The organism is Deinococcus soli (ex Cha et al. 2016) (assembly GCF_001007995.1).
Taxonomy (GTDB): domain Bacteria; phylum Deinococcota; class Deinococci; order Deinococcales; family Deinococcaceae; genus Deinococcus; species Deinococcus soli.
Genome location: NZ_CP011389.1, coordinates 409,693 through 434,698 on the forward strand (window position 1 = coordinate 409,693; position 25,006 = coordinate 434,698).

The window sequence follows — 25,006 nt, forward strand, 5'->3', positions numbered from 1 at the left end:
TGAAGGGCACCTGACGCGCGTCACATGCGCTTCCCATCCGTCAGGGCGGGACGTTCTGGCCGCCCCCGCGCGCCCGGGCTGGGTACACTGCGGGCATGCTCGTTCGCGACTGGATGACCCGCAACCCGGTGACCGTCACCCCCGACACACCCGTGATGGACGCCCTGAAAATCCTCAAGGAGGGCGGATTCCGCCGCCTGCCGGTCCTGGACGGGCACGGGCGGCTGGTGGGCATCACGACCCGCAAGGACCTGAAGGACGCCATGCCCAGCAAGGCCACGACCCTCAGCGTGTGGGAACTGAACTACCTGCTGAGCAAGCTGACGGTGGACGAGATGATGGCCCGCCCGGTCATCACCGCCGCCGAGGGCGAGTACATGGAGGACGCCGCGCTGCGGATGCAGGAGCATCACGTGGGCGGCCTGCCGGTCCTGAACGACGCGGGGCAGCTGAGCGGCATCATCACGACCATGGACATCCTGCGGGCGTTCACGGGCATCCTGGGCATGCGCGAGGGCGGGCAGCGCCTGACGCTGGACATGCCGGACGTGCCGGGCAGCCTGGAAAAGGCCACGCACGCGATCCTGCCGAGCAACATCATCAGCGTCGCGACATTCGGCGGGGAGAACGGCCGCCGCCGCTTCGTGATGCGCGTCAGTGGCGAGGGCGTGCGGGACGTCCGCGACCGCGTGCGCGCGGCGGGCATCGACGTGCTGGACTGAACACAGGACAGAGGGAGGCCCGGTGTGTAACGCACCGGGCCTCCTCTGCTTGCCGCCTACAGCAGGCTGAACGCGTACTCGCCCATCAGGCGCGGAATGTTCACGCCGGTCGTGGCGACCGAGTTCTTGAACTCCATGGTGTGGTTGATCTCGATGATCTTCAGGCCGCCCCACTCGTTCTGCGCGCCGGGGTCCTCGACGAGGTCGATGGCGACGATCTGCCCCTGCACAGCGGCGGCGGCCTTCTGGGCGAGGTCGGCGATCTCGGGCGTGACGGGGCAGTTGCTGGCCTTCGCGCCGCGCGCGGTGTTCGTGATCCAGTGTTCGCTGGTGCGGTAGATCGCGCCGATGCACGTTCCGCCCACCACGAACGCACGGATGTCCCGGCCGGGCTTGTTGATGAGTTCCTGCACGTAGAAGATCCCGTGCTGCGGCCCACCCAGGACTTCCTTGTGCTCAATGACGGCCTCGGCGGCGGCGCGGTCGTTCAGGCGGCTGACCATGCGGCCCCAGGAGCCCACGGTGGGTTTCAGGACGACCGGGTAGCCCATGTCCTCAATGAGTTGCAGGGCGGTGTCGCCATCGAAGGCCACGCCGGTGCGGGGCGTGGGCAGGCCGTGGGCGTGCAGGGCAGCGTTCGTGGCGAGCTTGTCGCCGCACAGTTCGATGACGTGCGCGGGGTTGATGACCTTCACCCCGAAGCCCTCCAGCGCGCGGGTCACGCCGTGGCCGCGGCTCTGGCTGACGCAGCGTTCGATGGCGACCTTCCAGGGCACGCCCGCGCGGCCCTGCTCGTCGAAGGTGACCTTCAATTGCGGGGTGTAGACCTTGTCGTAGGGAACGCCGAGGTCGTCGAGGGCCTCGAAGAGCATCTTCTCGTCGGGGCGGATGCGGTCGTACAGGACGGCGAGGTCGGCCATGCTGGTCTCCTGGGGGAAAGCGGGCGGGCGGTCAGGCGTCGCGGCACCGGGGTGCCTGGGCCTGACCGCCCGCTGTGTCCGCTTTACTCGCCCCAGTCCTCCGCTTCCTGAGGGGCGGCTTCGAGGCGGGGCGGGTCGATGGAGACGACCTCGTATTCCACGCCGGTCTCGTCGTCGATGACGAGTTCGCCCAGTTCGGGGTTGGTCAGTTCGATGGTCGCGCCGGTATCGGGGTTTTCAAATTGAATGGTAGCCATAATCACTCCTTGCGTTTGATAGGCTAAACGATATCTCTCTTATCGTTTGTTATTGTCTAGGGGACTCAACTTTCCTCGTCCGCCAGTTCCAGCTCGAACTTTGCACGGCAGTGCGGACAGGTCATGAGTGCGACCTCCACGCCGTCCTGCGCGCGGGTCATCGGGGCCGCCTGAAGCATCTCGGCCGTCACCTCGAACTCCTCGTCGCAGTTCGGGCAGGTCGTCATGGCGCCCAGCAGTTCCAGTTCGAAGTCCTCGCCACCGTCGTTGCGGGTCACCTCCATTTCCGAATGACAGGAGGAACACACGATCACGTCCCCCACCTGAAGCTCCGCGCGGTCCTGGTCGGTCAGTTCCAGCACCTCGGCACAGATGGGGCAGTCAATCTCAAGAGTCGCCATGCGCCCAGTGTAGGGCCCCCGCTTCAGGCAGGCTCGCCCGGGAAGCGCCCGTGCTTCTTGAAGAACGCCAGGATGCTCCCCTCGGCCAGCGCCTCACGCAGGAACTCCGGCGGGGGCGGCAGCTGCACCGTCCCGCCCGCGTACGTCAGGACGCCCGTGGGCACGTCCAGGGACACCTCGTCCCCGTCCTCCAGCAGCCCGGTCAGGTCGTACTCGAACGCCGGGATGCCAAGGTTCAGGAGGTTGCGGTAATGGATACGCGCGAAACTCGGCGCGACGATCCCGCCCACCTGCAACTTCTTCAGCGCCTGCGGGGCGTACTCGCGGCTGCTGCCCAGCCCCCAGTTGCGGCCCCCGATCAGCACGTCACCGGGCTGCACCTGCGCCGCGAACTCCGGGCGGATGTAATGGAACGCGAACGTCTGGAACACGTCCTCGCCCGCCATGAACGGCGCGAATTTGCCCGGCAGGATGTCGTCGGTATTCACGCTGTCGCCAAATTTCCAGATTCTCGGCATGCTGGGTTACTCCTGGCCCGAACGGCCTGAATGGTCAAGGGGGATAGAGGTCGGGCGGGGCAACACCACGCAGCCGAACGAGTCCGGCCAGGACAGGAACGCCTGCACCGCCTGCATCTGCTCGGGCGTGCAGCCGAGCAGCAGTTTGAGTTCCGTGTCGCGTTTGCGGACGTCCACGGTGGCGACCACGCCCGTCACAGTGCGCGCACCGGAGTGACCTAGGAACACGTCGATCTCCGCGCCGTCGCCGGAGGTCGTGCCGCGCAGCGACCCGTAGTCGAGCGGGTAGCGAGTGTCCGAGAAGCGTGGGTGGGCCGACCCGGCGGGACGCTCCACGACTACCTCGGCACCCACCATGAGAGTGTCGAGCACTGCCCAGAAGTTCGGGTCGGTCACGCACTCACCTTGGTGTTCAGGACGTCCTCGGGCAGCGCGACGCGGCCCATGACGGCGGTCGCGGCGGCCACGGCGGGCGACGCGAGGTAGATGCGGGCGTCCTTGTCGCCCATCCGCCCGATGAAGTTGCGGTTACTGGTGCTGACGCAGACCTCGCCGGGCGCCAGGACGCCCTGGTGGCGGCCCATGCACGGCCCGCAGCCGGGGGTGCCCAGGACTGCCCCGGCGCGTTGCAGGGTCAGGAGGGTCCCGTCGGCCATGGCGTCCTCCATGACCTGACTGCTGGCCGGGATGACCAGCAGGCGGGTGCCGGGGGCGACGCGCCGTCCGCGCAACACGTCGGCGGCGGCGTGCAGGTCCTCGATGCGCCCGTTCGTGCAGGTGCCGATGAACACCTGATCCACGTGCACGTCGCGGAGGTCCTCACGCAGCTGGGCGACGTCGAACACGTTGTCCACCTCGCTGGGGGCACTCATGCGGGGGTTCAGGGTGCCCAGGTCGATCTCGATGCTCTGCACGTACGTGGCGCCCTCGTCCGGGTAGACCCATTCGGGGATGTCGTAGCCGTACGCGGTGAGGATCTCGCCGCCGGGGACGACCAGTCCGGCCTTCGCGCCGGCCTCCACGCAGAGGTTCGCTAGGGTCATGCGTTCGCCGCGCGTGAAGCGGTCCCCGGCGTGCATCTCGATGCTCTGGTACGTGGCGCCGTCCGCGCCGAGGCGGCGGATCATCTCCAGCGCGACGTCCTTGGCGGTCACGCCGGGCCGCAGGTCGCCCGTGAAGGTGACCTTGACGCTGTCAGGGACTTTCAGCCACGTCTTGCCGCTCGCGGCGGCCAGGGCGATGTCGGTGGCGCCCATGCCGCTGCCGAACGCGGCGACCGCCCCGTATGTCGTGGAGTGGCTGTCGCTGCCCAGCACGATCCAGCCGGGGCGGGCGAGGCCTTCCTCCATCAGGACCTGGTGGCAGATGCCGCGGCCCACGTCGAAGAGGCGCACGCCTGTCTGGGCGGCGTACTCGCGCGCTTCCTTCTGCGCCTGCGCAACGCTGACGGTGCTGGCGGGGGCGACGTGATCGATCACGATGCTGACCCGCTCGGGGTATTTAGGTGTGGCGCCGAGGTCCTGCTGCATGCGCTGGATGAAGCTCTGGGCGATGGAGTCCACGACCATGACCTGATCGACCTCGACGACCGCGAGGTCACCGGCGTACACGGTGTGCGTGCCGCGCCGGGAGAGGATCTTTTCCGCCATGGTCTGCGGGCGGGGGGTAGGGTTCGTCATGCGTCCCATGATGCCGTATTCCGCAGCGGGCGGCGTGAGATTGACTGGATTTTCGGGATAAAACTTTTCAATCGCCAATCCTTCCGGGCAGCTGGATTCGGCGACCGTATGGGGCGGAACGCCACGCCGCGCGTCCCACACTGCCCGAATCCATTCTTCTGAACCCGGGTCAAGACAGCGGGTCAGCCGGGTGTCACCATGCTCGCGTACCCACAATTCACCCGGCGCCCGGCCCCCACACGCCGCCCCCGACCCGGGCGGAGCGTGGCCGCCTGGGTCGCCACCCAGGAGACCGTATGACCGCACCCCGACTTCCCCTCACACTGCTCCTTGCCGTCACCAGCCTCCTGTCCGCGTGCCGCAGCGACCCCGCCGCGCCCACCCCGGCCCAGGCGGGCACCCGCCTGAGCGTCGCCGCGACCCCCACCCCGACCGAGGCGACCGCCACGCCGAAACTCACTGACCTGACCGCCACGTACCCCGGCGGCACGCAATCGCGCACGCTGGCGCTGGACAAGAGCGTCCCGCTGATCCTCGTGCACGGGCTGGGCGGCTGGGGCCGCGACGAGGGCCTGGGCCTGCGCTACTGGGGCGGACTGCTGGACGTGCAGGCGGACCTGCGCGCCCAGGGGTACACCGTGTACACCGCCAGCCTGGGGCCGGTCAGCAGCAACTGGGACCGCGCGGCGGAACTGTACGCGCAGATCAGGGGCGGCTGCGTGGACTACGGCGCGGCGCACGCCCAGACGCAGGGGCACGCCCGCACCGACCCGAAGAAATGCTACGCCGGGTTCTACCCCGGCTGGGACGCCACGCGCCCCGTGAACCTACTGGGGCACTCCATGGGCGGGCAGACCGCGCGGCTGCTCGTGAAACTGCTGGACGACGGGGACGCCGCGAACCGCGCCAGTGGCGGCCTGTTCACCGGGGGCCGCGCCGGGTGGGTGCGCAATGTCATGACGGTCAGCTCCCCGAACAGCGGCTCTCCGGCGGCCGACACGTTGCAGGACTCGATTCCCATGTTCAAGAACCTGATCCTGGCCTTCGCGTCCAGCGTGGGTGGCCTGGACCCCGAAAATTTCGTGTACGACTTCGACCTGGGCCACTGGGGACTGAGCCGCGCGGCCGGTGAGACCTTTACCTCGTACAACACGCGCGTGTTCAACTCCGGCATCTGGACGTCCCGCGATCAGGCCGCGTACGACCTGAGCGTGGACGGCTCGGCGGCGCTGAACACGTACGTGGGCCGCAGCCGCACCACGAAGTACTTCTCCTGGGAAACGAACGCCACCAGCAGAGGCCTCGTCTCGGGCTGGCACTACCCGAACCTGACCATGAACGCCGTCCTCTCCCCCATCGCGTACCCGTACGCGTGGCCGCTCAAGCCGGGCCTGGGCAACATCAGCGGCCGCAGCCCGGGCGGGATCGGGTACGACAGCTCGTGGTGGGCGAACGACGGGATCGTCCCGAACCGCTCCATGAACGCCCCGCTGGGCCAGACCAGCGCCGCGTACACCGGGCAGATCACGGCCCCAGGAAGCTGGTACCGCCTGGGCCGCGTGGACGGGTACGACCACATCGACATCACGGGGAACCTGTCCTTCCGGGACGTGAAGGCCTTCTACCGCAATCAGGCGGCGTTCCTGGCCGGGCAGTAGCCCTCAGGATTCCAGAAGCGGAGGGCGGCCCCGGGTGTGGGCCGCCTTCCGTTTCTGGTCCTGGGCTACGGGCAGAGCTGGCCGCTGCACAGCGCGTGGTACCGGCGGGACATCTCCTGCGCGGGCGTGCCGCAGCGGTCCTCCTCGACCCACCACCACGTCAGGGCCAGCAGGCCCCCGCTGAGGTAATGCGCGGCGTACCCGACCGCCGTGTCGTTCGTGGGGACGCGGCCCGGCATGACGAGGTCCTGCATGATCACCGCGAACTGCCGCTCGTAGCGCGACAGGATCGCGTGCGGGCCGCCGTCCAGACTCAGGGACCCCAGGATCGGGGCGATGTGCGCGATGTGCGCGAAGTACACGGTCCAGCGGGTGTCGTCCGAGCCGGTCCAGGCGCGCAGGGCGTCGTGGACCCGGCCGATCATCTGCAGGAGGTAACTGCTGAGCACCTCGTCCTTGTTCTCGAAGTGCAGGTAGAAAGTCGAGCGGCTGATGTTCGCGCGGTCGCAGATGGCCTGCACCGTGACGGACTGAAGGTTCTTCTGTTCCAGCAGGAGGTCCACCAGTGCGGACTGGAGCGCCGCCTTGGTTCGCCTGACACTGCGATTTCGGGGCACCATACCCACCCATTTTATGAGACCTTCATCTTCAGGGCCTGACTGAACGCGTCTTCCTCTGGACAATGCCGCGACAGCTGTCCACTTCTGCACGATCCGGCGCGCCGTGCCCGGCCATGCCCCGCAGATCGGCGCGCGCCGCCGCCCGCCACGTGGCAGAGTGACAGCACCCCACCATGACCCGTTCCACCCTTCCCGACGTCACCACACGGTCACCCCTGATCGTCGTCCTGGACGACGACCCGCACGAATGCACCCTGCTGGGCACCCTGATCCAGGACACCTGGCCGCGCTGCGCGGTGCAGGCCGGACCACCCACCGCCGCGCTGCTGCGCGACCTGACCCGACCGGACGGCCTGCGCCCCGACCTGCTGATCGTCGAGCAGGACATGCCCGGCTGCATGGGCCTGGACATCCTGCGGACCGTGCGGGCCTCGCCGGGCGGGCAGACCCTGCCAGTCGTGATCCTCAGCGCCGACGAGGACCCGCGCGGCGCGGCCGCCGCCCACCACGCCGGCGCCAGCGCGTACCATGTGCGCCCCACCGCGCCCGCCGCGTACCGCGCGCTGCTGGCCGACCTGCTGCGGACCTTCCTGCCCGACCGGGCCGACTGACAGCAGAATTCAGGAGTATTGAAGGTGCCCTTCAATACTCCTGAACGAGCGGAGCGAGCACCTGACATCACCAGCGGTTGGAAGTGGAATTGAAGGGCGTGGTGTTGGCCCTTCAATGGAACTGGAAACCGCTGTGATTCGGATTCCGCTTGTTTCGTGGACAGATCGGAAGACCACCGATCCGTCCACGCCACGTCCGGCACCCGCTTCACTCCTCCTCGCATCCGCTCGGGCTGAAAGCTGTTGCACACCTGTCGACCGGTGTCCGTATGACGTCAGTCCAGGCGGCCCAGGAACGCCTGAGTCTGGTACGCCAGGGTGACCTCTCCTTCCTGCGCGTGCCGGTCGAAGGCGCCGTCCAGCGCGCGCTCCAGCGCCGGGTAGGTCTCGTCCCCGCGGTTCGGCAGGTAGCTGACGCTGGTCGCCAGGGCGCGTAGGCCCTCGCGCGTCAGGGGGTGCCCGTGCGTGAAGGCGTGCCGCGTGAACCCGCCGGGGAGATGCTGGGGCAGTTCGTCCTTCAGCACGCAGGTCCGCAGCGGGTCGTCCCCGGTGAAGGCCCGGACGACCTCGCCGTACGCACGGTTGAAGGGACTGTCCGCCGCGCGCCAGTCGTTCCAGACGAGCAGCACGCGCCCGCCGGGCCGCAGCACCCGCCGGAACTCCGGGACGGTGCGGGCCGGGTCGAACCAGTGCGCGGCCTGCGCCGCCGTGATCAGCCCGGCGCTGGCGTCCGGCAGCCCGGTGGACGCCGACGTGCCCGCGTGGACGCTCAACTGTCCGGCGCGGACGGCACCCTCCAGGCTGGTTTCGAGGTGCGCGCGCATCTCCGGGTTGGGTTCCACCGCCGCCACGCGCGCCCCGCCCGAGAGCAGCAGCGCCGTGAACCGCCCGGTGCCCGCCCCGATATCCGCCACGCCGCCCGACAGCAGCCCGGCCTCCTCCAGCCACGTGCCCAGGGCAGCGGGGTAACCGGGCCGGGCGACCGCGTACGCGTCGGCGCGGCCCAGGAAGCGCGCGGGGTGATCGGTCGGCGGGATGGTCATGCCCGCAGGATACGGTCCGGTCGGCGGTTCAGTCGCCGGACCTGACCGGCCCGCTCGCGGCGGCCTCTGTCCCGGCCGCCGTGGTCGGCGCAGGCCCAGTCTGGACAGGCTCGGTCGGGGTACGCTCAGGTGTCGTCGGTGCAGCAGGCGCCGGTATCACGGGCGCGGCACTGCTGGGCACCGTGCCGGCCGGGACCGGAGGGACCGGCGCGAGACCGGTCCGATTCCCACGGCGGCCCCGCTTCGTTCCGTCGGAAGCCGGTCGGGGCGTCGCGGGCCGAGCCTTGAACGGACGGACCGGGGCGCGCACGCTGGGCCGCCACGCGCTGGCCACGAAGTACACCACGCCCGCCAGGACGCCGGTGATCAGCAGGAACCACAGCAGGCGGCCCAGCACCCCGGCTGCGCCCACAATGAACAGGCCCAGGCCGGTCAGGAGCTGCCCGAGCAGCCACACGGCGGCCAGGGCCGTCACAGCCAGCAGCACCACGCCCGCCAGGGCCAGCAGGAGACGCGTCATCAGGGCGCAGTGTAGCAAGGGGCGCGTGCAGATGGACGGCGAACAGACCGGGCGGGGCTGGCGTACCCTGGGCGGCGTGAAGATGCTGGAAACGGAGCTGCTCGTGGTGGGCGGCGGGGTGGCCGGGGCGTACGCGACCCTCACGGCGCGCAGTTACGGGGCGGACGTCCTGCTGGCCTGCAAGACGCCCCTCGTGGGCGGTTCGACCCGCTGGGCGCAGGGCGGCATCGCCGCGCCGCTGGCGGAGGGCGACGAGGACGCGCACGCGCAGGACACCGTGAAGGCCGGGCGGGGCCTGTGCGAGCCGGAAGCGGTGCAGGCCTTCGTGCGCGACGCCCGCTCGCACGTGGAGACCCTGCGGGACCTGGGCGTGACGTTCAGTCCGCACGCCACGCTGGAGGGCGGGCACAGCCGGGCGCGCATCCGGCATCAGGGGGACGCGACCGGGCACGCGATCAGCGTGGCGCTCGCCGAGGCCCTGCAGGCGGGGCGCAGTCCGGCGCTGCGGCTGATGGAGCACGCGTTCGTACGCAACCTGCGCGTGTCGGGCGGCGCGGTGGTGGGCGCGGACCTGCTCACGCCGGACGGCCCGGTACGGGTGCGGGCGGGGGCGGTGCTGCTCGCCACGGGGGGTTTCGGGCGGCTGTACCCGGTGACGACCGCGCCGCCCGAGGGCACCGGGGACGGGCTGGGGCTGGCGTGGCAGGCGGGCGCGGCGCTGCGGGACCTGGAGTTCGTGCAGTTCCACCCGACCGCCGTGGTGCGGGACGGCGCGGCGCACCTGGTCACCGAGGCCGCGCGGGGTGAGGGGGGCCGCTTATTGAACGCGCGCGGTGAGCGCTTCATGGAGCGCTACGACCCGGCGCTGGAACTCGCGCCGAGGGACGTGGTGGCGCGCGCGATCGCCGCGGAGATCGCCGCGACGGGCCGCGTGGATCTGGACCTGCGGCACCTGGGCGCGGCGTTCGTGCGCTCGCGCTTCCCGACGGTGACGGCGTCCCTGGCCCCGCTGGGCCTGGACCTGGGCGCGGACCTGATCCCGGTACAGCCCGCCGTGCACTACACGATGGGCGGCGTGCAGACGGACGTGCAGGGCCGCTCGAGCGTGCCGGGCCTGTACGCGGCGGGCGAGGTAGCGTCCAGTGGCCTGCACGGCGCGAACCGCCTGGCGAGCAACAGCCTGTCGGAGGGGCTGGTGTTCGGCGCGCGGGCGGCCCGCGCGGCCCTGGCCGCCCTGAAGGCCGTGCCCGCCCGCTCGGAGGCACTGGACGCGCCGCTGGTGGACCCGGCCTGCCTGCCCGATCTGCGCGCGGTGGTGGCGGGCGCGGCGGGCCTGCGCCGGGACGCGGCGGGCCTGCGCGCGGCGCTGGACGGCTGGCAGTGGCCGGGCACGACCACCGAGTCCCGTGAGAGTCTGGAGGCGGGGCACCTCGCCCTGATCGGCGGGCGGCTGCTGCGCGCCGCCCTGGCCCGCGAGGAGTCGCGCGGCGGGCATCACCGCACGGACTTCCCGCGTGAGGCGGCGTCGGCCGTGCACTCGGTGCAGTCGCGGGCGCTGGGGGATGGGGTGGCCCGCGTGCCGGTCGGCGTGCCCGAGGCGCGCGCGGCTGTGCTAGGGTCTTCCGCGTGAATTCCCGCACAACGCTGACCGTGGGGGCCGCCCCGTGCTGAGTCTGGATGAGCGCCTGCGCGCCGCCCTGGCCGAGGACATCGGCCGCGGCGACGCCACGACCCTCGCCACCATTCCCGCCGCGCAGCAGGCCCGCGCGGAGTTCCTGCTCAAGGAGGCCGGGGTGCTCAGCGGCCTGGCGGTCGCCACGCGCGTGTTCGCGCTGGTGGACCCGACCGTGACCGTCACCTGGACCGCGCAGGATGGCGAGGCACGCACCCGCGGCCCGGTCGGCACGGTGCAGGGCGCGGCCCGCAGCCTCCTGACCGGCGAGCGGCTGGCCCTGAACCTCATGCAGCGCCTGTCGGGCGTGGCGACCCAGACGCGCCGTCACGTGGACGCCCTGGGCGAGTCGCGCACGCGCTTGCTCGACACCCGCAAGACCACGCCGCTGTGGCGCGACTTGGAAAAACAGGCCGTGCGGCACGGGGGCGGCTTCAACCACCGCGCGGGCCTGGACGACGGCATCCTGATCAAGGACAACCACGTCGCCGCCGCCGGGAGCATCACCGAGGCGATCCGCCGCGCGCGGGACGCCGCGTACCTGCTGAAAGTCGAGTGCGAGGTGCCCGACCTCGCCGGGCTGGAGGAAGCCCTGCGCGCCGGGGCCGACCGGGTGCTGCTGGACAACATGAGTGACGACCTGCTGGCCCAGGCGGTGGCGGTGCGGGACCGGCTGGCGCCGCACGTCACGCTGGAGGCCAGCGGCAACATGACGCCCGCGCGCCTGCCTGCCGTGGCGGCCAGCGGCGTGGATTTCGTGAGCGCCGGGGGCCTGACCCACTCCGCGCCCGCGCTGGACATCAGCCTGAACTTCATTCCCCTTCCCGAGACTGCACTGCCCGAGGACCCCAAATGACCGACTCTGCTCCTGAAGCCGTGAATCCCGTCGTCCCCCGCCCCCAGACCCCGCACCGCGACCTGCTGCAACTGGAGGTCCTGCCCGACGAGGCGCAGATCCGCGCGGACATCGAACGCCTCCGGAAGGAGCGCAACGCGGTGATCATCGCGCACAACTACCAGCGGCCCGAGGTGCAGGGAATCGCGGACTTCGTCGGGGACTCGCTGGGCCTCTCTCGGCAGGCGGCGAAAACCGACGCGGACGTGATCGTGTTCGCCGGGGTGCATTTCATGGCGGAAACCGCCGCGATCCTCAACCCGGAAAAGACCGTGCTGCTGCCCGACCTGCGCGCCGGGTGCTCCCTGGCCGACACCGTGACCGCGCAGGGCATCCGCGACTGGAAGACGCAGAACCCTGGCGGGCTGGTCGTCACGTATGTGAACACCACGGCCGACGTGAAGGCCGAGAGCGACTACTGCGTCACCAGCGGCAACGCCGTGCAGGTCGTGCAGAGCCTCCCGGAGGGCGTGCCGGTCCTGTTCGCCCCCGACCGGTTCCTGGCGGCGCACGTGATCCGCGAGACGGGCCGCGCCATGGACGTCTGGGACGGCGCGTGCCACGTGCACGAGGCGATCCGCCCCGAGGACGTGCAGGGCCAGCAGGCGGCGTACCCGGACGCGGAACTCCTCATCCACCCCGAGTGCGGCTGCTCCAGCCGGATCCTCGGCGCCATTCCCGAGTTGCAGCTGTACTCCACCGAGGGCATGATCCACCGCGCCAAGGCCAGCCCCGCGCAGGCATTCATCGTCGTCACCGAGACCGGCATGGTCACCCGCCTGGAACACGACGTGCCCGACAAGACCTTCATTCCCGTCAGCCGCACCGCCTGCTGCGAGTACATGAAGATGATCACCCTGGACAACATCCGCGACGCCCTGGTGAACCTCGAACCCCGCGTGACCGTCCCGGCGGACATCCGCGCGCTGGCCCTGAAACCCATCGAACGCATGCTCGCCATCGGGTAACGACAAGGCCCAGGGGGCGCGGACTGATCGAACGTCCGCGCCCCCTCGCGTTATGGTCAGTCCCGGGCGTCGTCCAGGTGCTCCTGCACGTCCTGGCGCATTCGGACGGCGAGCGGCCAGCGCAGGTAGCCTTCCAGGGTGGCGGCGTCGGGCTTGGCGCCGAACCACAGGTCGAACAGCTCACCGATGGTCGGGGCGCCGTCCTCGGCGGGCGTGAATGTCACCCGGTCACCCGCGCCCACTGTGCCAGGCTGGAGGACACGCAGGTACGCGCCGGGGCGGCGGGCCCGCGCGAACGTCTTCGCGAAGGTGCCGTCCCCCATGTGCGCCGCGAGGGTCGCGCAGGGAATGCGGGGCGCGGTGACCTCAAACACCACGTCACCCTCGGGGGCATGCACGGTCAGGCGGTCCCCCACCCGGAGCTGCGCGGACTCCAGCCCGCTCAGGACGAGATTCTCACCCAGGGTGCCGGGCCGCAGCGGCTCGCCCAGCACCTCGGTCCAGTGGTCGTAATCGGGCGCGGTGTACAGGTACGCCGCCTGATCGGGTCCACCGTGGTGCTTCCTGTTGTCGATGTGGTCGCCGTCCAGTCGTTCCACGCCGACGGTCACGCGGCCCGGTACCGGGTGCTTGTCGATCCCGCTGATGTCGTCGCGTTTCCCGACGCGCAGGGCGGTCGGCTGCCCGACGCACACGGCGTCCAGCTTGAGGGTGGGGGTCATGCCCGCCAGCGTAGCGTGCCGGGCGCGGGGTGTGGCCGACAGGAGCGCAGGGCGTGGTGACCGCTGTCCTCGTCAGGAACGCGGGCGTGTGATGGAATGCGGGGCGTGAGTGTTCCGCCCCCCGCGTCCCCCTTCGATCCCGCCCTGGCCGAGGCGGGGCGAGTCCCGACCCTGGCCGTGCTGATCGCCCTGTTCGGCCTGACCGTCCTGCCGTTCCTGGCGGGCCTGATCCAGGGGCAGACCGAGGGCGTCCTGCGGCAACTGATCTACGCGGCGGGCACGGCGTTCCTGCTGAGCATGGTGTGGCGCGGCAGCGTGTGGGCGTGGCGCCTGACCCTGAGTTTCGGGATGCTGGCGGGCTTTCTGGTGTTCATCGTGGGCATGCTGGCGGGCAGCGCGTCCTGGCGCGGCTGGGTCGTCAGCCTGGCGGGGCTGGGCTACCTGCTGCTGTGCACGGCGCTGGTGGGGACGCCCAGCATCCGAGCGTTCCTCGATTCCCGCTGGGCGCAGCGGTCCGGGCGGCGGGCGTGAGCGGCGAGCGGCGCTTCACGGTGCAGGGCACGAACAACTCGTTCACCTGCGCCAACTGCGGGTCCGAGGTGCATCCCCTGCAGAACGGGTCGGTGCGCAACCACTGCCCGGCGTGCCTGCACAGCCTGCACGTGGACGTCATGCCCGGCGACCGCGCCTGCGACTGCCACGGCGTGATGGAACCCGTGGACGTGGACCAGAGCGGGAAGAAGGGCTGGGTGATCGTGCACCGCTGCCGCAGGTGCGGATTCACGGGCCGCAACCGCGCCGCGCTGGACGACCCGGGGCAGCCGGACAGCTGGGACGCGCTGATCGCGATCAGCAGCCGCAGGCGCGACTGATCGGGTAGGGCGGCGCGGCGGCGCTGGCAGGGGGTCGGGGTATCCTGCGCGTCATGGCACTCTGGCTTGTGTTCGGTTTCATCCTCCTCAGCGCGACCCTGATCCTGGCGATGACGTTCGGCCCGCTGCGCGCGGCGGCGAACGTGCGGGTCATCCGGATGATCGCGTACGTGCAGTACGCGGCGGCGCTGCTGCTCTTGGGCGCGCGCCTGACCGGGAAGGCATGACAGTCCACACGCTCGACCTGAACTTCCAGAACACGCCGGGGGTGATCGCGTCCAGCGTGTTCGACACCGGGGACGGGCTGGCGGTCGTGGATACCGGGCCGGGCAGCACCCTGGGCGCGCTGGCGACCGGGCTGGGCGGGCTGGGCGCATCGCTGGCGGACGTGCGGCACGTGCTGCTCACGCACATTCACTTCGACCACGCGGGCGCGGCGGGCACGGTGCTGGACCGGGTGCCGCAGGCCCGCGCGTACGTGCACGAACGCGGCGCGGCGCACCTGTCGCGCCCGGAGCGGCTGCTGGCGAGCGCCACGCAGATCTACGGCGAGCACATGGACACCCTGTGGGGCCCCATGCAGCCCATCGATCCCGGGCGCCTGACCGTCCTGAAGGGTGGCGAGGCGTTGACGATGGGCCGAGTGCCCGTGCAGGTGCACTACACGCCGGGTCACGCCGTGCACCACGTCTCGTACCACGCCGGGGACGCCCTGTTCCTGGGGGACGTGGGGGGCATCCGGCTGGACGTTGCCCAGACACCCCGCGCGCCCACGCCCCCGCCGGACATCAATCTGGAGGCGTGGCGGGACAGTCTCTCCGTGCTGGAGACGCTGGACGCCCGGACGCTGCACCTCGCGCATTTCGGGGCGTACCCGAACACGCCCGCCCACTGGGCCGGGCTGCGCGCGACCATGACCGCCGACGCCGAGCGCGTCCGCGCGGGCCTGACGGCCGGACTGGACTCGCAGGCCATCACGACCGCCTTCACCGAGGAGCTTATGCACGACCTGTCCCTGGAAGACCCGACTCTGCCCGCCCGTTACGATTTCGCGTGCCCGCCGTGGATGAGCGTACAGGGCCTGCTGCGCTACTGGGCGCGGCAGGCGGCGCGGGGGACGGCCTGATGCGCGTCCTGGTGATCGGCGGCGGCGGGCGTGAGCACGCGATCGTGCACGCCTGCGTCCGCGCGGGGCACGAGGTGCTGTGCACGCCCGGCAACCCCGGCATCGGGGGGATGGCCCGCGTGATCGGCAGCGCGCAGGACGCCGCGAGCCTCGCGCAGCTGGCCCGCACCGAGGCGGCAGACGTGGTGATCGTGGGGCCGGAGGCGTACCTCGCGGCGGGCGTCGTGGACGAGTGCGAGGCACTGGGCATCCCGGCGTTCGGCCCGTCGCGCGCCGCGAGCCGCCTGGAGGGCGACAAGGCCTGGAGCAAGGCGTTCATGCACCGCCACGGCATCCCGACCGCCGCGCACCACACCTTCAGTGACCTGGGCGCGGCCGGGGCGCACGTGGCGGCCCTGACGCCGCCCATCGTGGTGAAGGACGCGGGCCTGAAGGCCGGGAAGGGCGTCACCATCGCCCACACCGCCGAGGAGGCGCACGCGGCGCTGCGGGACATCTTCACGCAGCCGGGCGCCCAGGCGGTCATCGAGGACTTCATGACCGGGCAGGAGGTCACGGTGCTGGCCCTTACCGACGGCAGCGCCTATGCCCTGACGCCACCCAGCCAGGACCACAAGACCATCCACGACGGCGACACCGGCCCCATGACCGGCGGGATGGGCGTCATCTGCCCCTTCTCCATCAGCGCCGAGACGCTGGAGGTCGTACGGCGCGACATCATCGAACCTACCCTGGCGGGCATGCGCGCGGACGGGCACCCGTTCCGGGGCGTGCTGTACGCCGGGCTGATGCTCACGCCGCAGGGCCCGAAGGTCGTGGAGTTCAACGCCCGCTTCGGCGACCCCGAGGCGGAAGCGGTGCTGCCTCTGCTGGAGAGTGACCTCGCGCGGCACGCCCTGGACGCCGCGCGCGGCCAGCTTCAGCCGGAGGACGTACGCTTCCGCGACGCTGCGAGTGCCACCATCATCCTCGCCGCGCCCGGCTACCCCGGCGAACCGCAGAAAGGCATTCCCCTCACCCTCCCCGAACCCGGGCCCGACGAGGTCATCTACCACGCGGGCACCACGGGCAGCGCCGCCGAGCTGATCAGCAGCGGGGGCCGCGTGCTGGCCGTCACCGCTGTCGCGGACACCCTGAACGGCGCGCTGGGCCGCGCGTACGCCCTCGCGGACCGCGTGGATTTCCCCGGCGCGCAACTGCGACGCGACATCGGCGCCCGCATCGGCGCGGCCCCTGACCCCACGCCCGTTTGACCAGCCCGCGCGCACGCGCTACCATTCCCCACGCACCGGCCGGTGTGGCGGAATGGTAGACGCACTCGACTCAAAATCGAGCGGGAAACCGTAGGGGTTCGAGTCCCCTCACCGGCACCAAGGTATGCAGATGCCCTCGCTCCCAGCGGGGGTATTTGCATCTGCTCCGTCCGGGGACCGGGTTAACCGGGCCTGAACAACCTGTGCGAGAGCACGAAGTGACCGTTCTCCAGATGCACCCCCAGAAACAGTGCACTGAACCCCTGGCAGGGGTTTCCAGTTCCATTGAAGGGCCAACACCACGCCCTTCAGTTCCACTTCCAACCGCTGGTGTTGTCAGGTGCTCGCTCTGCTCGTTCAGGAGTACGGAAGGTACCTTCCATACTCCTGAATTCTGCTGTGAGATCGGGATCTCCACCTTCAGATTTCCCAGGCTCGGACGGCGGCAGGGAACGTCGTGTCCAAGTTCAAGACATTCGGGGCAGGCGTTGCCTCCCCCGAACTCCTCTTTTCACGACTGCGCCAGCAGTTTCCAACAGTCGCGTAGCACCCTGGCGTGAACGGTCTTCGGTTTACTCCGGACAACGGTCAGGTGGTCCGGGTGCCGCGCGCGTACGGAGCGGGCAGCGTGTGCTCTGCACCGAGATTGCGGGCCGCGGCCTGCACCCAGTGTGGGTCGCCCAGTACGGGGCGGGCCAGGGCGATCAGGTCGGCGTCCCCGTTGCGCAAGATGGCCTCGGCACGCTCTGGAGTGTCGATCATGCCGACGGTCATGACGGTCAGGTCCGGCACAGCCGCCTTGACCTGCGCCGCGAAGGGAGTCTGGTAGCCGGGCGCGGGCGTGATCTGCTGCTCGGGCGTCAGGCCGCCGCTGCTGAGGTCCAGCACGTCCACGCCCTCGCGGGCGAGCAGGCCTGCCAGCACGACGGTCTGTGATTCGTCCCAGCCGCCGGGCGCCCAGTCGGTGGCGCTCAGGCGCACGAACAGCGGCTTGTGGTGCGGCCAGACCTCCCGCACGGCGCGTGTGACCTCCAGCACGAGGCGGGTGCGGTTCTCAAAGCTCCCCCCATACTCATCAGTCCGGCTGTTCGCCAGTGGCGAGAGGAACTGGTGCAGCAGGTAGCCGTGCGCAGCGTGGATCTCGACCACGTCGAACCCCGCAATCTCGGCGCGGCGGGCGGCCTGCCGGAACGCCCCGACGATGCCGGCGATATCTTCCGTCGTCATGGCGTGCGGTTGGGGGAACGACTCGTTGTAGGCGCTGGCGTCCGGACCGATCACGTCCCAGCCGCCCCGCTCGGGTGGCACCGCGCCGCGCCCGCGCCACGGGGCGTAGGTGCTCGCCTTGCGGCCTGCGTGGGCCAGCTGCACGCCGATCAGCCCGCCCTGCGCGTGCACGAAATCCGTCACGCGACCCAGCGGGATGATCTGTCGGTCCTCCCACAGGCCCAGATCCTCGGGGCTGATGCGGCCCTCGGGACTCACGGCGGTTGCCTCGGCGATGATCAGGCCCGTCCCGGCCAGCGCGTACTGTCCCAGGTGCACCAGATGGAAGTCGTTCGCCAGTCCGCCCTGCGCGGAGTACATGCACATGGGGGACACGACCACGCGGTTGGGCAGCGTCACGTCGCGGAGTTTCAGCGGCTGGAACAGCAGGGGACCTTCAGTCATGCGCCGAATCTAGGCCCGCACGCCCCTCCCCTGCCAGTCCCGTCGCGTTCACGCGACCCTGAGACCTGACTTCAGCGGCGGGCCTGCCAGCGCGCGTGCGCCTGCGCCGCCTGCGTCCCGGCGAGCGTCCAGAACATGGTCTCGAGGTCGTGCAGAGCGGCGGCGTCCGCACCCGCGCGGGTCGGTTGCCGGTAGGGGGTCGCTTCCAGCCGCACCAGCAACGTCCGGTGAGCCCCGAGGGTGAGGCTGCGCTCGGCGGCGAGCAGGACCGCCGGCTCGGGCGCGCTACGGGCCGCTGTCACGAGCGCCGCGTACGCGCCGGACAATTCCTGCAAGGCCCGGATATCCGGGGCATACACCCAGGGACCGTGCTCGCCCAGCAGGGCCAGGAAGCCCGTCCACTCGGCGCGCAGCACTGCCGGGACGACCTCCCGCGCGCCCACGTCCGGCGTCAGCCAGGGGCGCACACCCAGCAGGTCTGCCCTGAACCAGCGTTCCCCGGCGAACTCCGCCCCGGCCCGCGCGGCCTCGCTGGGACCGCCGATGTCGCGCAGTTCCGCCAGATGCGCCAGCCGCGCCCGCGCGCCCTCCGGCAGAGGCTGCGAGCGGGGGCGCAGTAGGCCCAGCGCCGCCCAGCGGGCCGGCAGGTCCGCCATCAGCTGCTCGCGCTCGTGTAGCTCGCCACCGCGTACCGCCAGAACCAGCGCGTACCCAGGAACAGGGCCGCCGCGATGAGCGGAGACGCCAGCGCCAATCCCCCACCCAGCGCGCCCGTCAGCGCCTGCGCGGGCACGGTCGTGATGAACGCCACCGGCAGCACGAACGTCAGCACGAACCGCACCGGCACCGGGAACGCCGCCACCGGGAACCGCGCCGCGCCGAACACGCCGCTGAACAGTTCCGTGACGTTCTGCGTCTTCACGAACCAGAACGCCGTCGTGCTCAGGCCCAGGTAGATGCAGTACACGATCACCACCGCCGACCCGTACAGCATCGCCGCCGCCAGCGCCCCGCCCGGTGTGACATCCAGCCCGGACGCCGCGTACCCGATCAGACCCAGCCCGATCAGCAGGTCCGGGAAGCGCAGCACGTTCAGGTTCCGGGTACTCACGTTGAACTGCGCGTCGATGGGCTTCAGCAGCGTGAAATCCATGTTCCCCGTCCGCACGGCCTCCGCGATCTTCGACATGTTCGGCTGGATGAACACGCTGATCACGCCCTCGGTCAGCATGAAAAAGCCCGTCACGAGCAGCGCCTCCCGGAACGACCAGCCGCCCACCTGCGTCACGCCCGGCTGACCGAACAGAATGCTGAGCCCCAGCAGCGTCACCCCCACCTCACCCAGACTCGCCAGCACCGCACCCAGGAAGTTCGCGCGGTACTCCAGCTGCGCCGACAGGGTGGCCCCCACGAAGATGCGCACGAGGCGCAGGTACCGCCTCACGGGGCCCTCCGGGCGGGTTGATAGGTGATGGTTGATGGTTGATGGAACAACATCTGCACGATTCTTTCAACCATCAACATTCGACCTTCAACGGCCCCCCTCATGCGCCCACCGCGCCGTATTTACGCAGGCCGATCCGCCAGACGATCAGGCGCACCACCCAGAACACCGCGAGCCACACGAGAAGTACCAGGGCGCCGCGCCCGGCCTGAGCCAGGGTGGCCTTTCCGGCCAGGAGTTGCGCGGGGAGGCCCAGCATGTACGGGAACGGCGTCCAGACGGCGACGCACTGCACCCAATCGGGGTAGAAGGCCAGGGGTGCGAACATGCCACCCAGCGCGGCGTACACCAGCCACACGACCTCCTGAAAGGACGCGCTGCTCTCGGTCCAGAAGGCCAGCAGGCCGATGGCGTACTCATACAGGAACCGCACGCTGAAGCCCAGCGCGGCCAGTCCCAGGGCCGCCGGGTACGCCCACCACTCGCGGGTGAAGGACGCGCCGGACAGCCACGTGAACACCCCCACCAGTGCCAGCAGCGGCACGATCCGCACCAGCCGCTCGGCGACGTGCGACGCGACGTGCAGCCACATGGGGTCCACCGGGCGCAGCAGCTGCGGCGACAGCGTCCCCTGACGGATCTGGAAGTCCAGCTCGTGCGACACCCACACGACCAGCAGCTGCGACACCAGCCACGTGGACAGGAAGTAGGTGGCGAACTCCGGCGCGCTGTACCCGCGGATCTGCCCACCGGGCGCGGCGGCGGCCTGCGCCATCCACACGAGCATCATGACCAGGGACAGCGTGCCCGACAGCATCCAGATCACGACCTCGGCGCGGTACTCGGCCATCTCCGCGAAGCGCGTAGCGAACAGCACCCGCGCCTTGAACGCCAGCGCCCTCACACAGGCTCCGGGGTGCGTTCCGGCTGACCAGCCTGACCGGCCCGCGCGCCGAACAGGGACGCCATCACGCTCTCGATACTGGGGTCCTCCACCGTCAGGTCCGCCACGTCCAGCTCCGCCAACAGCGCCGCCGCCCGCTCACTGACCAGCGCGCGCGGCACCGTCAGCTCGGCGCTCAGGCCGTCCACGCGCACCTCCGACCCGAAGCGGCCCAGCTCGTCTGCCGTCGCTGGGCGGCGCAATTGCAGCCGCACGGTCTTCCCCCCGCCGCCCTGCTCGGCCAGGCGCGCCAGGTCCCCGTCGAACACCACCTCGCCCCGGTCGATCACCAGGATGCGGCGCGCCAGGGCCGTCACGTCCGCCATGTAATGGCTCGTGAGCATCACCGTCGCCCCGTACCGCGCGTTGTAGTCCTGCACGAACGCCCGCACCGACTCCTGCATGTTCACGTCCAGCCCGATCGTCGGCTCATCCAGGAACAGCACCTTCGGGCGGTGCAGCAGCGCCGCCGCCAGCTCGCACTTCATCCGTTCGCCCAGCGACAGCTTGCGCACCTGCTTCTTCAGGATGCCCTCCAGGCCCAGCACCTCCGTGAACTCGGCCATCGTCGCCCGGAACTGCGCGTCCGGGATCTCGTAGATCGCCTGATTCACCAGGAACGAATCCAGCGCCGGGAGGTCCCAGATGAGCTGCTGCTTCTGCCCCATCACCAGCGTGATCTGCCGCAGGAACGCGTTCTCCCGCCGCCCCGGCTCGAAGCCCGCCACGCGCACCTCACCGCCCGACGGGTGCAGCAGGCCCGACAGCATCTTCAGGGTCGTGGTCTTCCCCGCCCCGTTCGGGCCCAGGAACCCCACCACCTCACCCGGCGCCAGGTCGAACGACACGCCCCGCACCGCCTCCACCACCCGCGACCTGCGGCTCACGAACGACCGCAGGCTCCCCAGGAACCCCGGCTCCTTCTCGTGCACCACGTACCCCTTGCGCAGGTCACGCACCCGCACCGCCGCGTCCTCCGCCCCACCCCGATCACCCGTCATGATCACCCAGGGTACGCCAGCACCCAAAACGCCGCCACCCGCTACGCCAGAACGCGTAACGGGCGGTCAGGATGGTTTTTACCCAAGTGGGTCACACGCCCCCTCACCCTTCCAGCGCTGACGCGCCTCTGCTGCGCAGCTCTGCGAGTCCCTCCCTCTCTGCTCCGCAGCTCGCTGAGTCCCACAGGGGGAGAGGGAACAAGGGAACGGTTCAGCGGGGCGTCAGTTCGGTCACGCCGTCCGGGGCCGCCACGAAGGCCCGCTCGGCCATGCCCAGGAACAGCCCCGTGTCCACGACGCCCAGCGTGCCCTTCAGCTGGCGTTCCAGCGCGGCGATATCCGTCCCGGCAGGAATCTGCGCGTCGAAAATGTAATTCCCGTTGTCCGTCACGTACGGCTGCGCGCCCGACTGCCGCAACCGCCCCGACGGGAGGATGACGCGCAGGCGCTCGATGGTGCTCAGGAACCCGAACCGGGCGATCTCGATGGGCAGCGCGGACTTCTCGCCGATGTGCTCCACCAGTTTCGTGTGATCGGCGATCACGATGAACCGCCGCGCCTGCACCTCTGTCAGTTTCTCGCGCAGCAGCGCCCCGCCCAGACCCTTGATCAGGTCGAGGTTCGGCGCGATCTCGTCCGCACCGTCAATTGCGATATCCAGCGGACGCGGGTCGAGCGGCTCCACGGGAATGCCCACCTGCCGGGCCAGCGTGTCACTCGCCTCGCTGGTTGCCACGCCCACCACGCCCGTCAGTTCACCCGCCGCGAGTTTCCGGCCGATCTCCTCGATGGCGTACTTCGCGGTGCTGCCCGTCCCCAGGCCCACCCGGTCCCCACTCTTCACCAGGGCAACGGCACGCAGGGCCGCCTCGCGCTTCAACGCCTCCAGATCCATCAGTTCCCACCCTTCGCCGCGCGGTCCTTCTCGATGGCCGCCGCCACGTGGTCCGCGTGCCCGTCCACCTTCACCGCCAGCCACGACTTCACCAGCCGGCCATCCGGGCCGATCAGGAAGGTCTGACGCTTGATGCCCTCCGTGACCTTCCCGTACATGTTCTTCGTCCCGAACGACCCGATGGACCGCAGGAACACCGCGCCCGGATCACTCAGCAGCGGGAACGGCAGGCTGAACTTCTCCGCGAACCGCGCGTGACTGTCCGCGTCATCCGCGCTCACGCCCAGAATCGCCGCGCCACGCTCGCGCAGCAGCACGTTGTCCCGGAAATCACACGCCTCCCGCGTGCACCCCGGCGTGTCGTCCTTCGGGTACACGTACAGCACCACGTACCGCCCCACGAAATCAGGCAGCGAATGCGCCTGCCCCGCCGCGTCCATCAACGTGAACGCCGGGAACGCCTCCCCCACCACCGGAACCTGCACCGAATCACTCATGCGCCCAGCCTAGCGCGCCCCAGCAGGAGCCTGTCCAGCCCGCGCGGGTGTCACGAGGCTGGCGACACAAAGGCCTGGATGGCCGGAAGCAGCGGGAACGTGTTGCGGGCCAGTTGATGTTCCACCTCCCGCGCCGTGGCCCAGGCCAGTGCGTGCTGCTCCGGGGTGATCTCGCCACTGTGCAGGGCGGTGTCGAGTTCGTCCGCGTCGATGATTTCCGGAACGCCGGGCGTCCAGTCGGCGCTCAGGGTGGCGCGCACGTCGAGGTACAGGTCGTCCAGCCACGGTATCCCGTCCTCGCCCAGTCCGGTGGCGGCGCACACGTCCGCGTAGGCGAACACGGGCGTTTCTCCGTTCAGGATGACCAGCAGCGCCGCGTGTCCCTGTGGGGGCACCAGCGTCAGCCAGCGCGCTCCGACCGCCAGGGTGGGCACCGTGACCCCCTGCACGGTCACCGCGTGCGGCTCTGGAACGTGCGTGAAGGTCACGTCCACCAGCCAGCCCTCAGGCAGCGTCACGACGCGCTGCGTGCCCTGCACACCGGGAAAGAACTGGAGGTACCGGCCATCCTTGCGCTTCACGCCCGCAGGGTAGGGCAAGGGTGAAGCGCTGCACCCCGCAGGTGCCGTAAGAACGGCGGTTCACGGTAGATGCCGTGACTTCGTGCAGGACACCGCACAGACGAATGGTCGCACGACGACGGACTCGAATCAACGGTGGTGATCGAGCCTGCAATGCATGACTGACTCCCGCTCACAGGTCGCATGTGCGACGCCGCTGGCGTGCTCTCGACCATAAGCTGAGCTGGTGAAGTCGTTCCGCGCTGCACTCGCTTTCCTGATCTTTGCCTCATGCGCTCCTACGCAGACCACCCACGGCTCCCTGTATGACGCCATTTTCAGCGCTGCTAAAAACGAGCCCCTCACGTCCTCCATCAAGGCCAGTCAACTCACCGCGCGATTCCGGAGGGCCAAGGCATGATCCCAAGAAACCCAGAGGACGTTCACGCGCCGTTGACCAGTTACGTACACCAGATCGAGGTGCCCAGCCCAGCACGCTGGCTGGTACTGTCGGGGCAGCTGGGCCAGCACCCGGACGGGAGCGTACCCGAAGACCCGATTGCGCAGGTCGAGGTGGCGCTGGAGAACCTGAATCGCAACCTCGCTGCGGCCAGCATGACCGTCAGTGACATCGTGAAGCTCACCATCTATCTCGTCAGTGAGGTCGACGCGGCCGCGCGCCGCGCCGTCTTCGCCCGCTGGCTGGACGGACATCTCCCGTGCATGACCTTGCTGTATGTCACCGCCCTCGCGGCGCCACAGTACAAGGTGGAACTCGACGCCTGGGCCTGCCGCGCCACGCCTGAGAGGACGGACACCTGAACGGAACCCTGATCAGCCACGTACAACGTAACCGCCAGAAATAAATCTCACGTCAGGTGTACGGGTCTTCCAGGTAGCGCTTGAGGACGTGCACGGGTGGGTAGGTACCCGCCTGGAGTTGCGTTTCGACATGCCGCGCGTGTGTCCAGGTGGCGTCGGCCTGGGCGGGTGTGACGAGGCCCTGGGTGACGGCGTCGTCGAGTTCGTCCCCGTCGATGATGCCGGTCGCGTCGATCACCCAGGGGTCGTGTTCGGCGGGGTGGCCGATCACGTCGAGGTACAGGTCGTCGTGCCAGGGGTACCCGCTGTCGTGCCAGCCCTCGCCGCCGTGCAGGTCGATGTAGTACTGCACGGGTCGCCCGGCGGCGTCGAGCTGCATGGTCAGGGCGCTGCCGGGCGCGCCGTGCCCGCTGGTGGGGTGGGCGCGCACCCAGCGGTACCCGCTGCCCAGGATGCGGCGCAGGCCGTCCCGTCCGGGGATGGGCACGTCGAGGGGCCGGATGACGTCGTGCGCGACGAAGTCCACGATCACGTGTCCGGGGACGTGCAGGACGGTCTGGGTGTGGCGGGTGACGCGCGCCCAGCCGCTCAGGTCGAAGACTTTCCGTTTCATGCCCCTCCCCCATCAGCTTCCTGAAATGGTGTTGCCTGTCTTCCTGCTCGACTGCTTTCCGTTGTCCCCTCTCCCCCTGTGGGACTCAGCGAGCTGCGGAGCA

The 25,006-nt window shown here is 70.0% G+C and carries 31 protein-coding genes and 1 tRNA gene; 13 read left to right on the top strand and 19 right to left on the bottom strand.

Features of this window, described 5'->3' with window-relative positions; all coding sequences use genetic code 11:
- Positions 1-95: 95 nt before the first annotated feature.
- Entirely contained in the window at positions 96-722 is a 627-nt protein-coding gene (locus tag SY84_RS02025) for a CBS and ACT domain-containing protein (RefSeq protein WP_046842601.1), read from the top strand.
- Positions 723-778: 56 nt separating this feature from the next.
- Here SY84_RS02025 and lysX read toward each other — a convergent pair whose 3' ends face one another.
- The 6 genes from lysX to SY84_RS02055 form a co-directional block, all read right to left on the bottom strand.
- On the bottom strand, positions 779-1,642 hold the full coding sequence (gene lysX, locus SY84_RS02030) for a lysine biosynthesis protein LysX (RefSeq protein ID WP_046842602.1): 864 nt from the start codon (positions 1,640-1,642) through the stop codon (positions 779-781).
- A gap of 83 nt (positions 1,643-1,725) precedes the next feature.
- Complete coding sequence (gene lysW, locus SY84_RS02035) at positions 1,726-1,899, bottom strand: lysine biosynthesis protein LysW (RefSeq protein ID WP_046842603.1); 174 nt, start codon at positions 1,897-1,899, stop codon at positions 1,726-1,728.
- Between the two features lie 65 nt (positions 1,900-1,964).
- Positions 1,965-2,300, bottom strand: a complete 336-nt coding sequence (locus SY84_RS02040) for a hypothetical protein (RefSeq protein WP_046842604.1) — start codon at positions 2,298-2,300, stop codon at positions 1,965-1,967.
- 23 nt (positions 2,301-2,323) lie between these two features.
- Positions 2,324-2,818 carry a homoaconitate hydratase gene (locus tag SY84_RS02045; protein ID WP_046842605.1) on the bottom strand — a complete coding sequence of 165 codons (495 nt, stop codon included), beginning with the start codon at positions 2,816-2,818 and terminating at the stop codon, positions 2,324-2,326.
- A gap of 6 nt (positions 2,819-2,824) precedes the next feature.
- Positions 2,825-3,154: an inorganic pyrophosphatase gene (locus tag SY84_RS02050; RefSeq protein WP_245621378.1), complete on the bottom strand. Its 330-nt coding sequence runs from the start codon at positions 3,152-3,154 to the stop codon at positions 2,825-2,827.
- 56 nt (positions 3,155-3,210) lie between these two features.
- Entirely contained in the window at positions 3,211-4,497 is a 1,287-nt protein-coding gene (locus SY84_RS02055) for a 3-isopropylmalate dehydratase large subunit (RefSeq protein WP_046842606.1), read from the bottom strand.
- A 296-nt stretch (positions 4,498-4,793) separates the two neighbouring features.
- Here SY84_RS02055 and SY84_RS02060 point away from each other — a divergent pair, with 296 nt between their 5' ends.
- Positions 4,794-6,155: an esterase/lipase family protein gene (locus SY84_RS02060; RefSeq protein WP_052751009.1), complete on the top strand. Its 1,362-nt coding sequence runs from the start codon at positions 4,794-4,796 to the stop codon at positions 6,153-6,155.
- Between the two features lie 65 nt (positions 6,156-6,220).
- Here SY84_RS02060 and SY84_RS15720 read toward each other — a convergent pair whose 3' ends face one another.
- Positions 6,221-6,775, bottom strand: coding sequence for a TetR/AcrR family transcriptional regulator (locus SY84_RS15720; RefSeq protein ID WP_052751010.1), 555 nt, complete (start codon positions 6,773-6,775; stop codon positions 6,221-6,223).
- 173 nt (positions 6,776-6,948) lie between these two features.
- On the opposite strand from SY84_RS15720, the gene SY84_RS02070 reads away from it, so the two are divergent.
- Positions 6,949-7,386, top strand: a complete 438-nt coding sequence (locus SY84_RS02070; protein ID WP_046842607.1) for a response regulator — start codon at positions 6,949-6,951, stop codon at positions 7,384-7,386.
- Positions 7,387-7,661: 275 nt separating this feature from the next.
- Here the strand turns inward: SY84_RS02070 and SY84_RS02075 are convergent, their stop codons facing one another.
- Both SY84_RS02075 and SY84_RS16825 read right to left on the bottom strand, forming a co-directional pair.
- The gene (locus SY84_RS02075; protein WP_046842608.1) at positions 7,662-8,429 is read right to left on the bottom strand and encodes a class I SAM-dependent methyltransferase; all 768 of its coding nucleotides are present in this window, start codon (positions 8,427-8,429) and stop codon (positions 7,662-7,664) included.
- A gap of 28 nt (positions 8,430-8,457) precedes the next feature.
- On the bottom strand, positions 8,458-8,949 hold the full coding sequence (locus SY84_RS16825) for a hypothetical protein (protein WP_229755935.1): 492 nt from the start codon (positions 8,947-8,949) through the stop codon (positions 8,458-8,460).
- 31 nt (positions 8,950-8,980) lie between these two features.
- Between SY84_RS16825 and nadB the strand changes: the two genes are divergently transcribed.
- The 3 genes from nadB to nadA are packed head-to-tail and all read left to right on the top strand — an operon-like array spanning position 8,981 to position 12,484.
- The gene (gene nadB, locus SY84_RS02085) at positions 8,981-10,579 is read left to right on the top strand and encodes an L-aspartate oxidase (RefSeq protein ID WP_245621379.1); all 1,599 of its coding nucleotides are present in this window, start codon (positions 8,981-8,983) and stop codon (positions 10,577-10,579) included.
- A 34-nt stretch (positions 10,580-10,613) separates the two neighbouring features.
- Positions 10,614-11,477: a carboxylating nicotinate-nucleotide diphosphorylase gene (nadC, locus tag SY84_RS02090; RefSeq protein ID WP_046842609.1), complete on the top strand. Its 864-nt coding sequence runs from the start codon at positions 10,614-10,616 to the stop codon at positions 11,475-11,477.
- The gene (gene nadA / locus SY84_RS02095; RefSeq protein WP_046842610.1) at positions 11,474-12,484 is read left to right on the top strand and encodes a quinolinate synthase NadA; all 1,011 of its coding nucleotides are present in this window, start codon (positions 11,474-11,476) and stop codon (positions 12,482-12,484) included. Before nadC ends, nadA begins: the two co-directional genes overlap by 4 nt.
- A 56-nt stretch (positions 12,485-12,540) precedes the next feature.
- On the opposite strand, the gene SY84_RS02100 is transcribed toward nadA, so the two are convergent.
- On the bottom strand, positions 12,541-13,206 hold the full coding sequence (locus SY84_RS02100; RefSeq protein ID WP_046842611.1) for an MOSC domain-containing protein: 666 nt from the start codon (positions 13,204-13,206) through the stop codon (positions 12,541-12,543).
- A 96-nt stretch (positions 13,207-13,302) separates the two neighbouring features.
- On the opposite strand from SY84_RS02100, the gene SY84_RS02105 reads away from it, so the two are divergent.
- From SY84_RS02105 to SY84_RS02125, 6 genes are all read left to right on the top strand, one after another.
- The gene (locus tag SY84_RS02105) at positions 13,303-13,737 is read left to right on the top strand and encodes a hypothetical protein (protein WP_046842612.1); all 435 of its coding nucleotides are present in this window, start codon (positions 13,303-13,305) and stop codon (positions 13,735-13,737) included.
- The gene (locus SY84_RS02110; RefSeq protein ID WP_046842613.1) at positions 13,734-14,078 is read left to right on the top strand and encodes an RNHCP domain-containing protein; all 345 of its coding nucleotides are present in this window, start codon (positions 13,734-13,736) and stop codon (positions 14,076-14,078) included. Before SY84_RS02105 ends, SY84_RS02110 begins: the two co-directional genes overlap by 4 nt.
- Before the next feature lie 53 nt (positions 14,079-14,131).
- Positions 14,132-14,305, top strand: coding sequence for a hypothetical protein (locus SY84_RS16695; RefSeq protein WP_168927148.1), 174 nt, complete (start codon positions 14,132-14,134; stop codon positions 14,303-14,305).
- Entirely contained in the window at positions 14,302-15,204 is a 903-nt protein-coding gene (locus SY84_RS02115; protein WP_046842614.1) for an MBL fold metallo-hydrolase, read from the top strand. The genes SY84_RS16695 and SY84_RS02115 overlap by 4 nt, the downstream gene beginning before the upstream one ends.
- On the top strand, positions 15,204-16,457 hold the full coding sequence (purD, locus tag SY84_RS02120; RefSeq protein WP_046844866.1) for a phosphoribosylamine--glycine ligase: 1,254 nt from the start codon (positions 15,204-15,206) through the stop codon (positions 16,455-16,457). Before SY84_RS02115 ends, purD begins: the two co-directional genes overlap by 1 nt.
- Positions 16,458-16,495: 38 nt before the next feature.
- A tRNA-Leu gene (locus SY84_RS02125) sits at positions 16,496-16,577 on the top strand.
- A 468-nt stretch (positions 16,578-17,045) separates the two neighbouring features.
- On the opposite strand, the gene SY84_RS02130 is transcribed toward SY84_RS02125, so the two are convergent.
- The 8 genes from SY84_RS02130 to SY84_RS15725 form a co-directional block, all read right to left on the bottom strand.
- Positions 17,046-18,128, bottom strand: coding sequence for an NADH:flavin oxidoreductase/NADH oxidase (locus tag SY84_RS02130; protein ID WP_046842615.1), 1,083 nt, complete (start codon positions 18,126-18,128; stop codon positions 17,046-17,048).
- A 71-nt stretch (positions 18,129-18,199) separates the two neighbouring features.
- The gene (locus SY84_RS02135) at positions 18,200-18,784 is read right to left on the bottom strand and encodes a hypothetical protein (RefSeq protein ID WP_046842616.1); all 585 of its coding nucleotides are present in this window, start codon (positions 18,782-18,784) and stop codon (positions 18,200-18,202) included.
- Positions 18,784-19,572 (bottom strand): ABC transporter permease, encoded by a 789-nt coding sequence (locus SY84_RS02140; protein WP_046842617.1) that lies wholly within the window; start codon positions 19,570-19,572, stop codon positions 18,784-18,786. Before SY84_RS02140 ends, SY84_RS02135 begins: the two co-directional genes overlap by 1 nt.
- Before the next feature lie 100 nt (positions 19,573-19,672).
- The gene (locus SY84_RS02145; protein WP_046844867.1) at positions 19,673-20,422 is read right to left on the bottom strand and encodes an ABC transporter permease; all 750 of its coding nucleotides are present in this window, start codon (positions 20,420-20,422) and stop codon (positions 19,673-19,675) included.
- A gap of 50 nt (positions 20,423-20,472) precedes the next feature.
- A complete protein-coding gene (locus tag SY84_RS02150; protein WP_046842618.1) occupies positions 20,473-21,516 on the bottom strand; it encodes an ABC transporter ATP-binding protein in 1,044 nt (347 codons plus the stop codon).
- A 211-nt stretch (positions 21,517-21,727) separates the two neighbouring features.
- On the bottom strand, positions 21,728-22,411 hold the full coding sequence (gene rpiA, locus SY84_RS02155) for a ribose 5-phosphate isomerase A (protein WP_046842619.1): 684 nt from the start codon (positions 22,409-22,411) through the stop codon (positions 21,728-21,730).
- Positions 22,411-22,908, bottom strand: coding sequence for a peroxiredoxin (locus tag SY84_RS02160; protein ID WP_046842620.1), 498 nt, complete (start codon positions 22,906-22,908; stop codon positions 22,411-22,413). The genes rpiA and SY84_RS02160 overlap by 1 nt, the downstream gene beginning before the upstream one ends.
- 50 nt (positions 22,909-22,958) lie before the next feature.
- Positions 22,959-23,489, bottom strand: a complete 531-nt coding sequence (locus tag SY84_RS15725) for a DUF402 domain-containing protein (protein WP_052751011.1) — start codon at positions 23,487-23,489, stop codon at positions 22,959-22,961.
- Positions 23,490-23,885: 396 nt separating this feature from the next.
- On the opposite strand from SY84_RS15725, the gene SY84_RS02170 reads away from it, so the two are divergent.
- On the top strand, positions 23,886-24,290 hold the full coding sequence (locus SY84_RS02170; RefSeq protein WP_046842621.1) for a RidA family protein: 405 nt from the start codon (positions 23,886-23,888) through the stop codon (positions 24,288-24,290).
- Between the two features lie 52 nt (positions 24,291-24,342).
- On the opposite strand, the gene SY84_RS02175 is transcribed toward SY84_RS02170, so the two are convergent.
- Positions 24,343-24,903: a DUF402 domain-containing protein gene (locus SY84_RS02175; protein ID WP_046842622.1), complete on the bottom strand. Its 561-nt coding sequence runs from the start codon at positions 24,901-24,903 to the stop codon at positions 24,343-24,345.
- Positions 24,904-25,006: the final 103 nt, after the last annotated feature.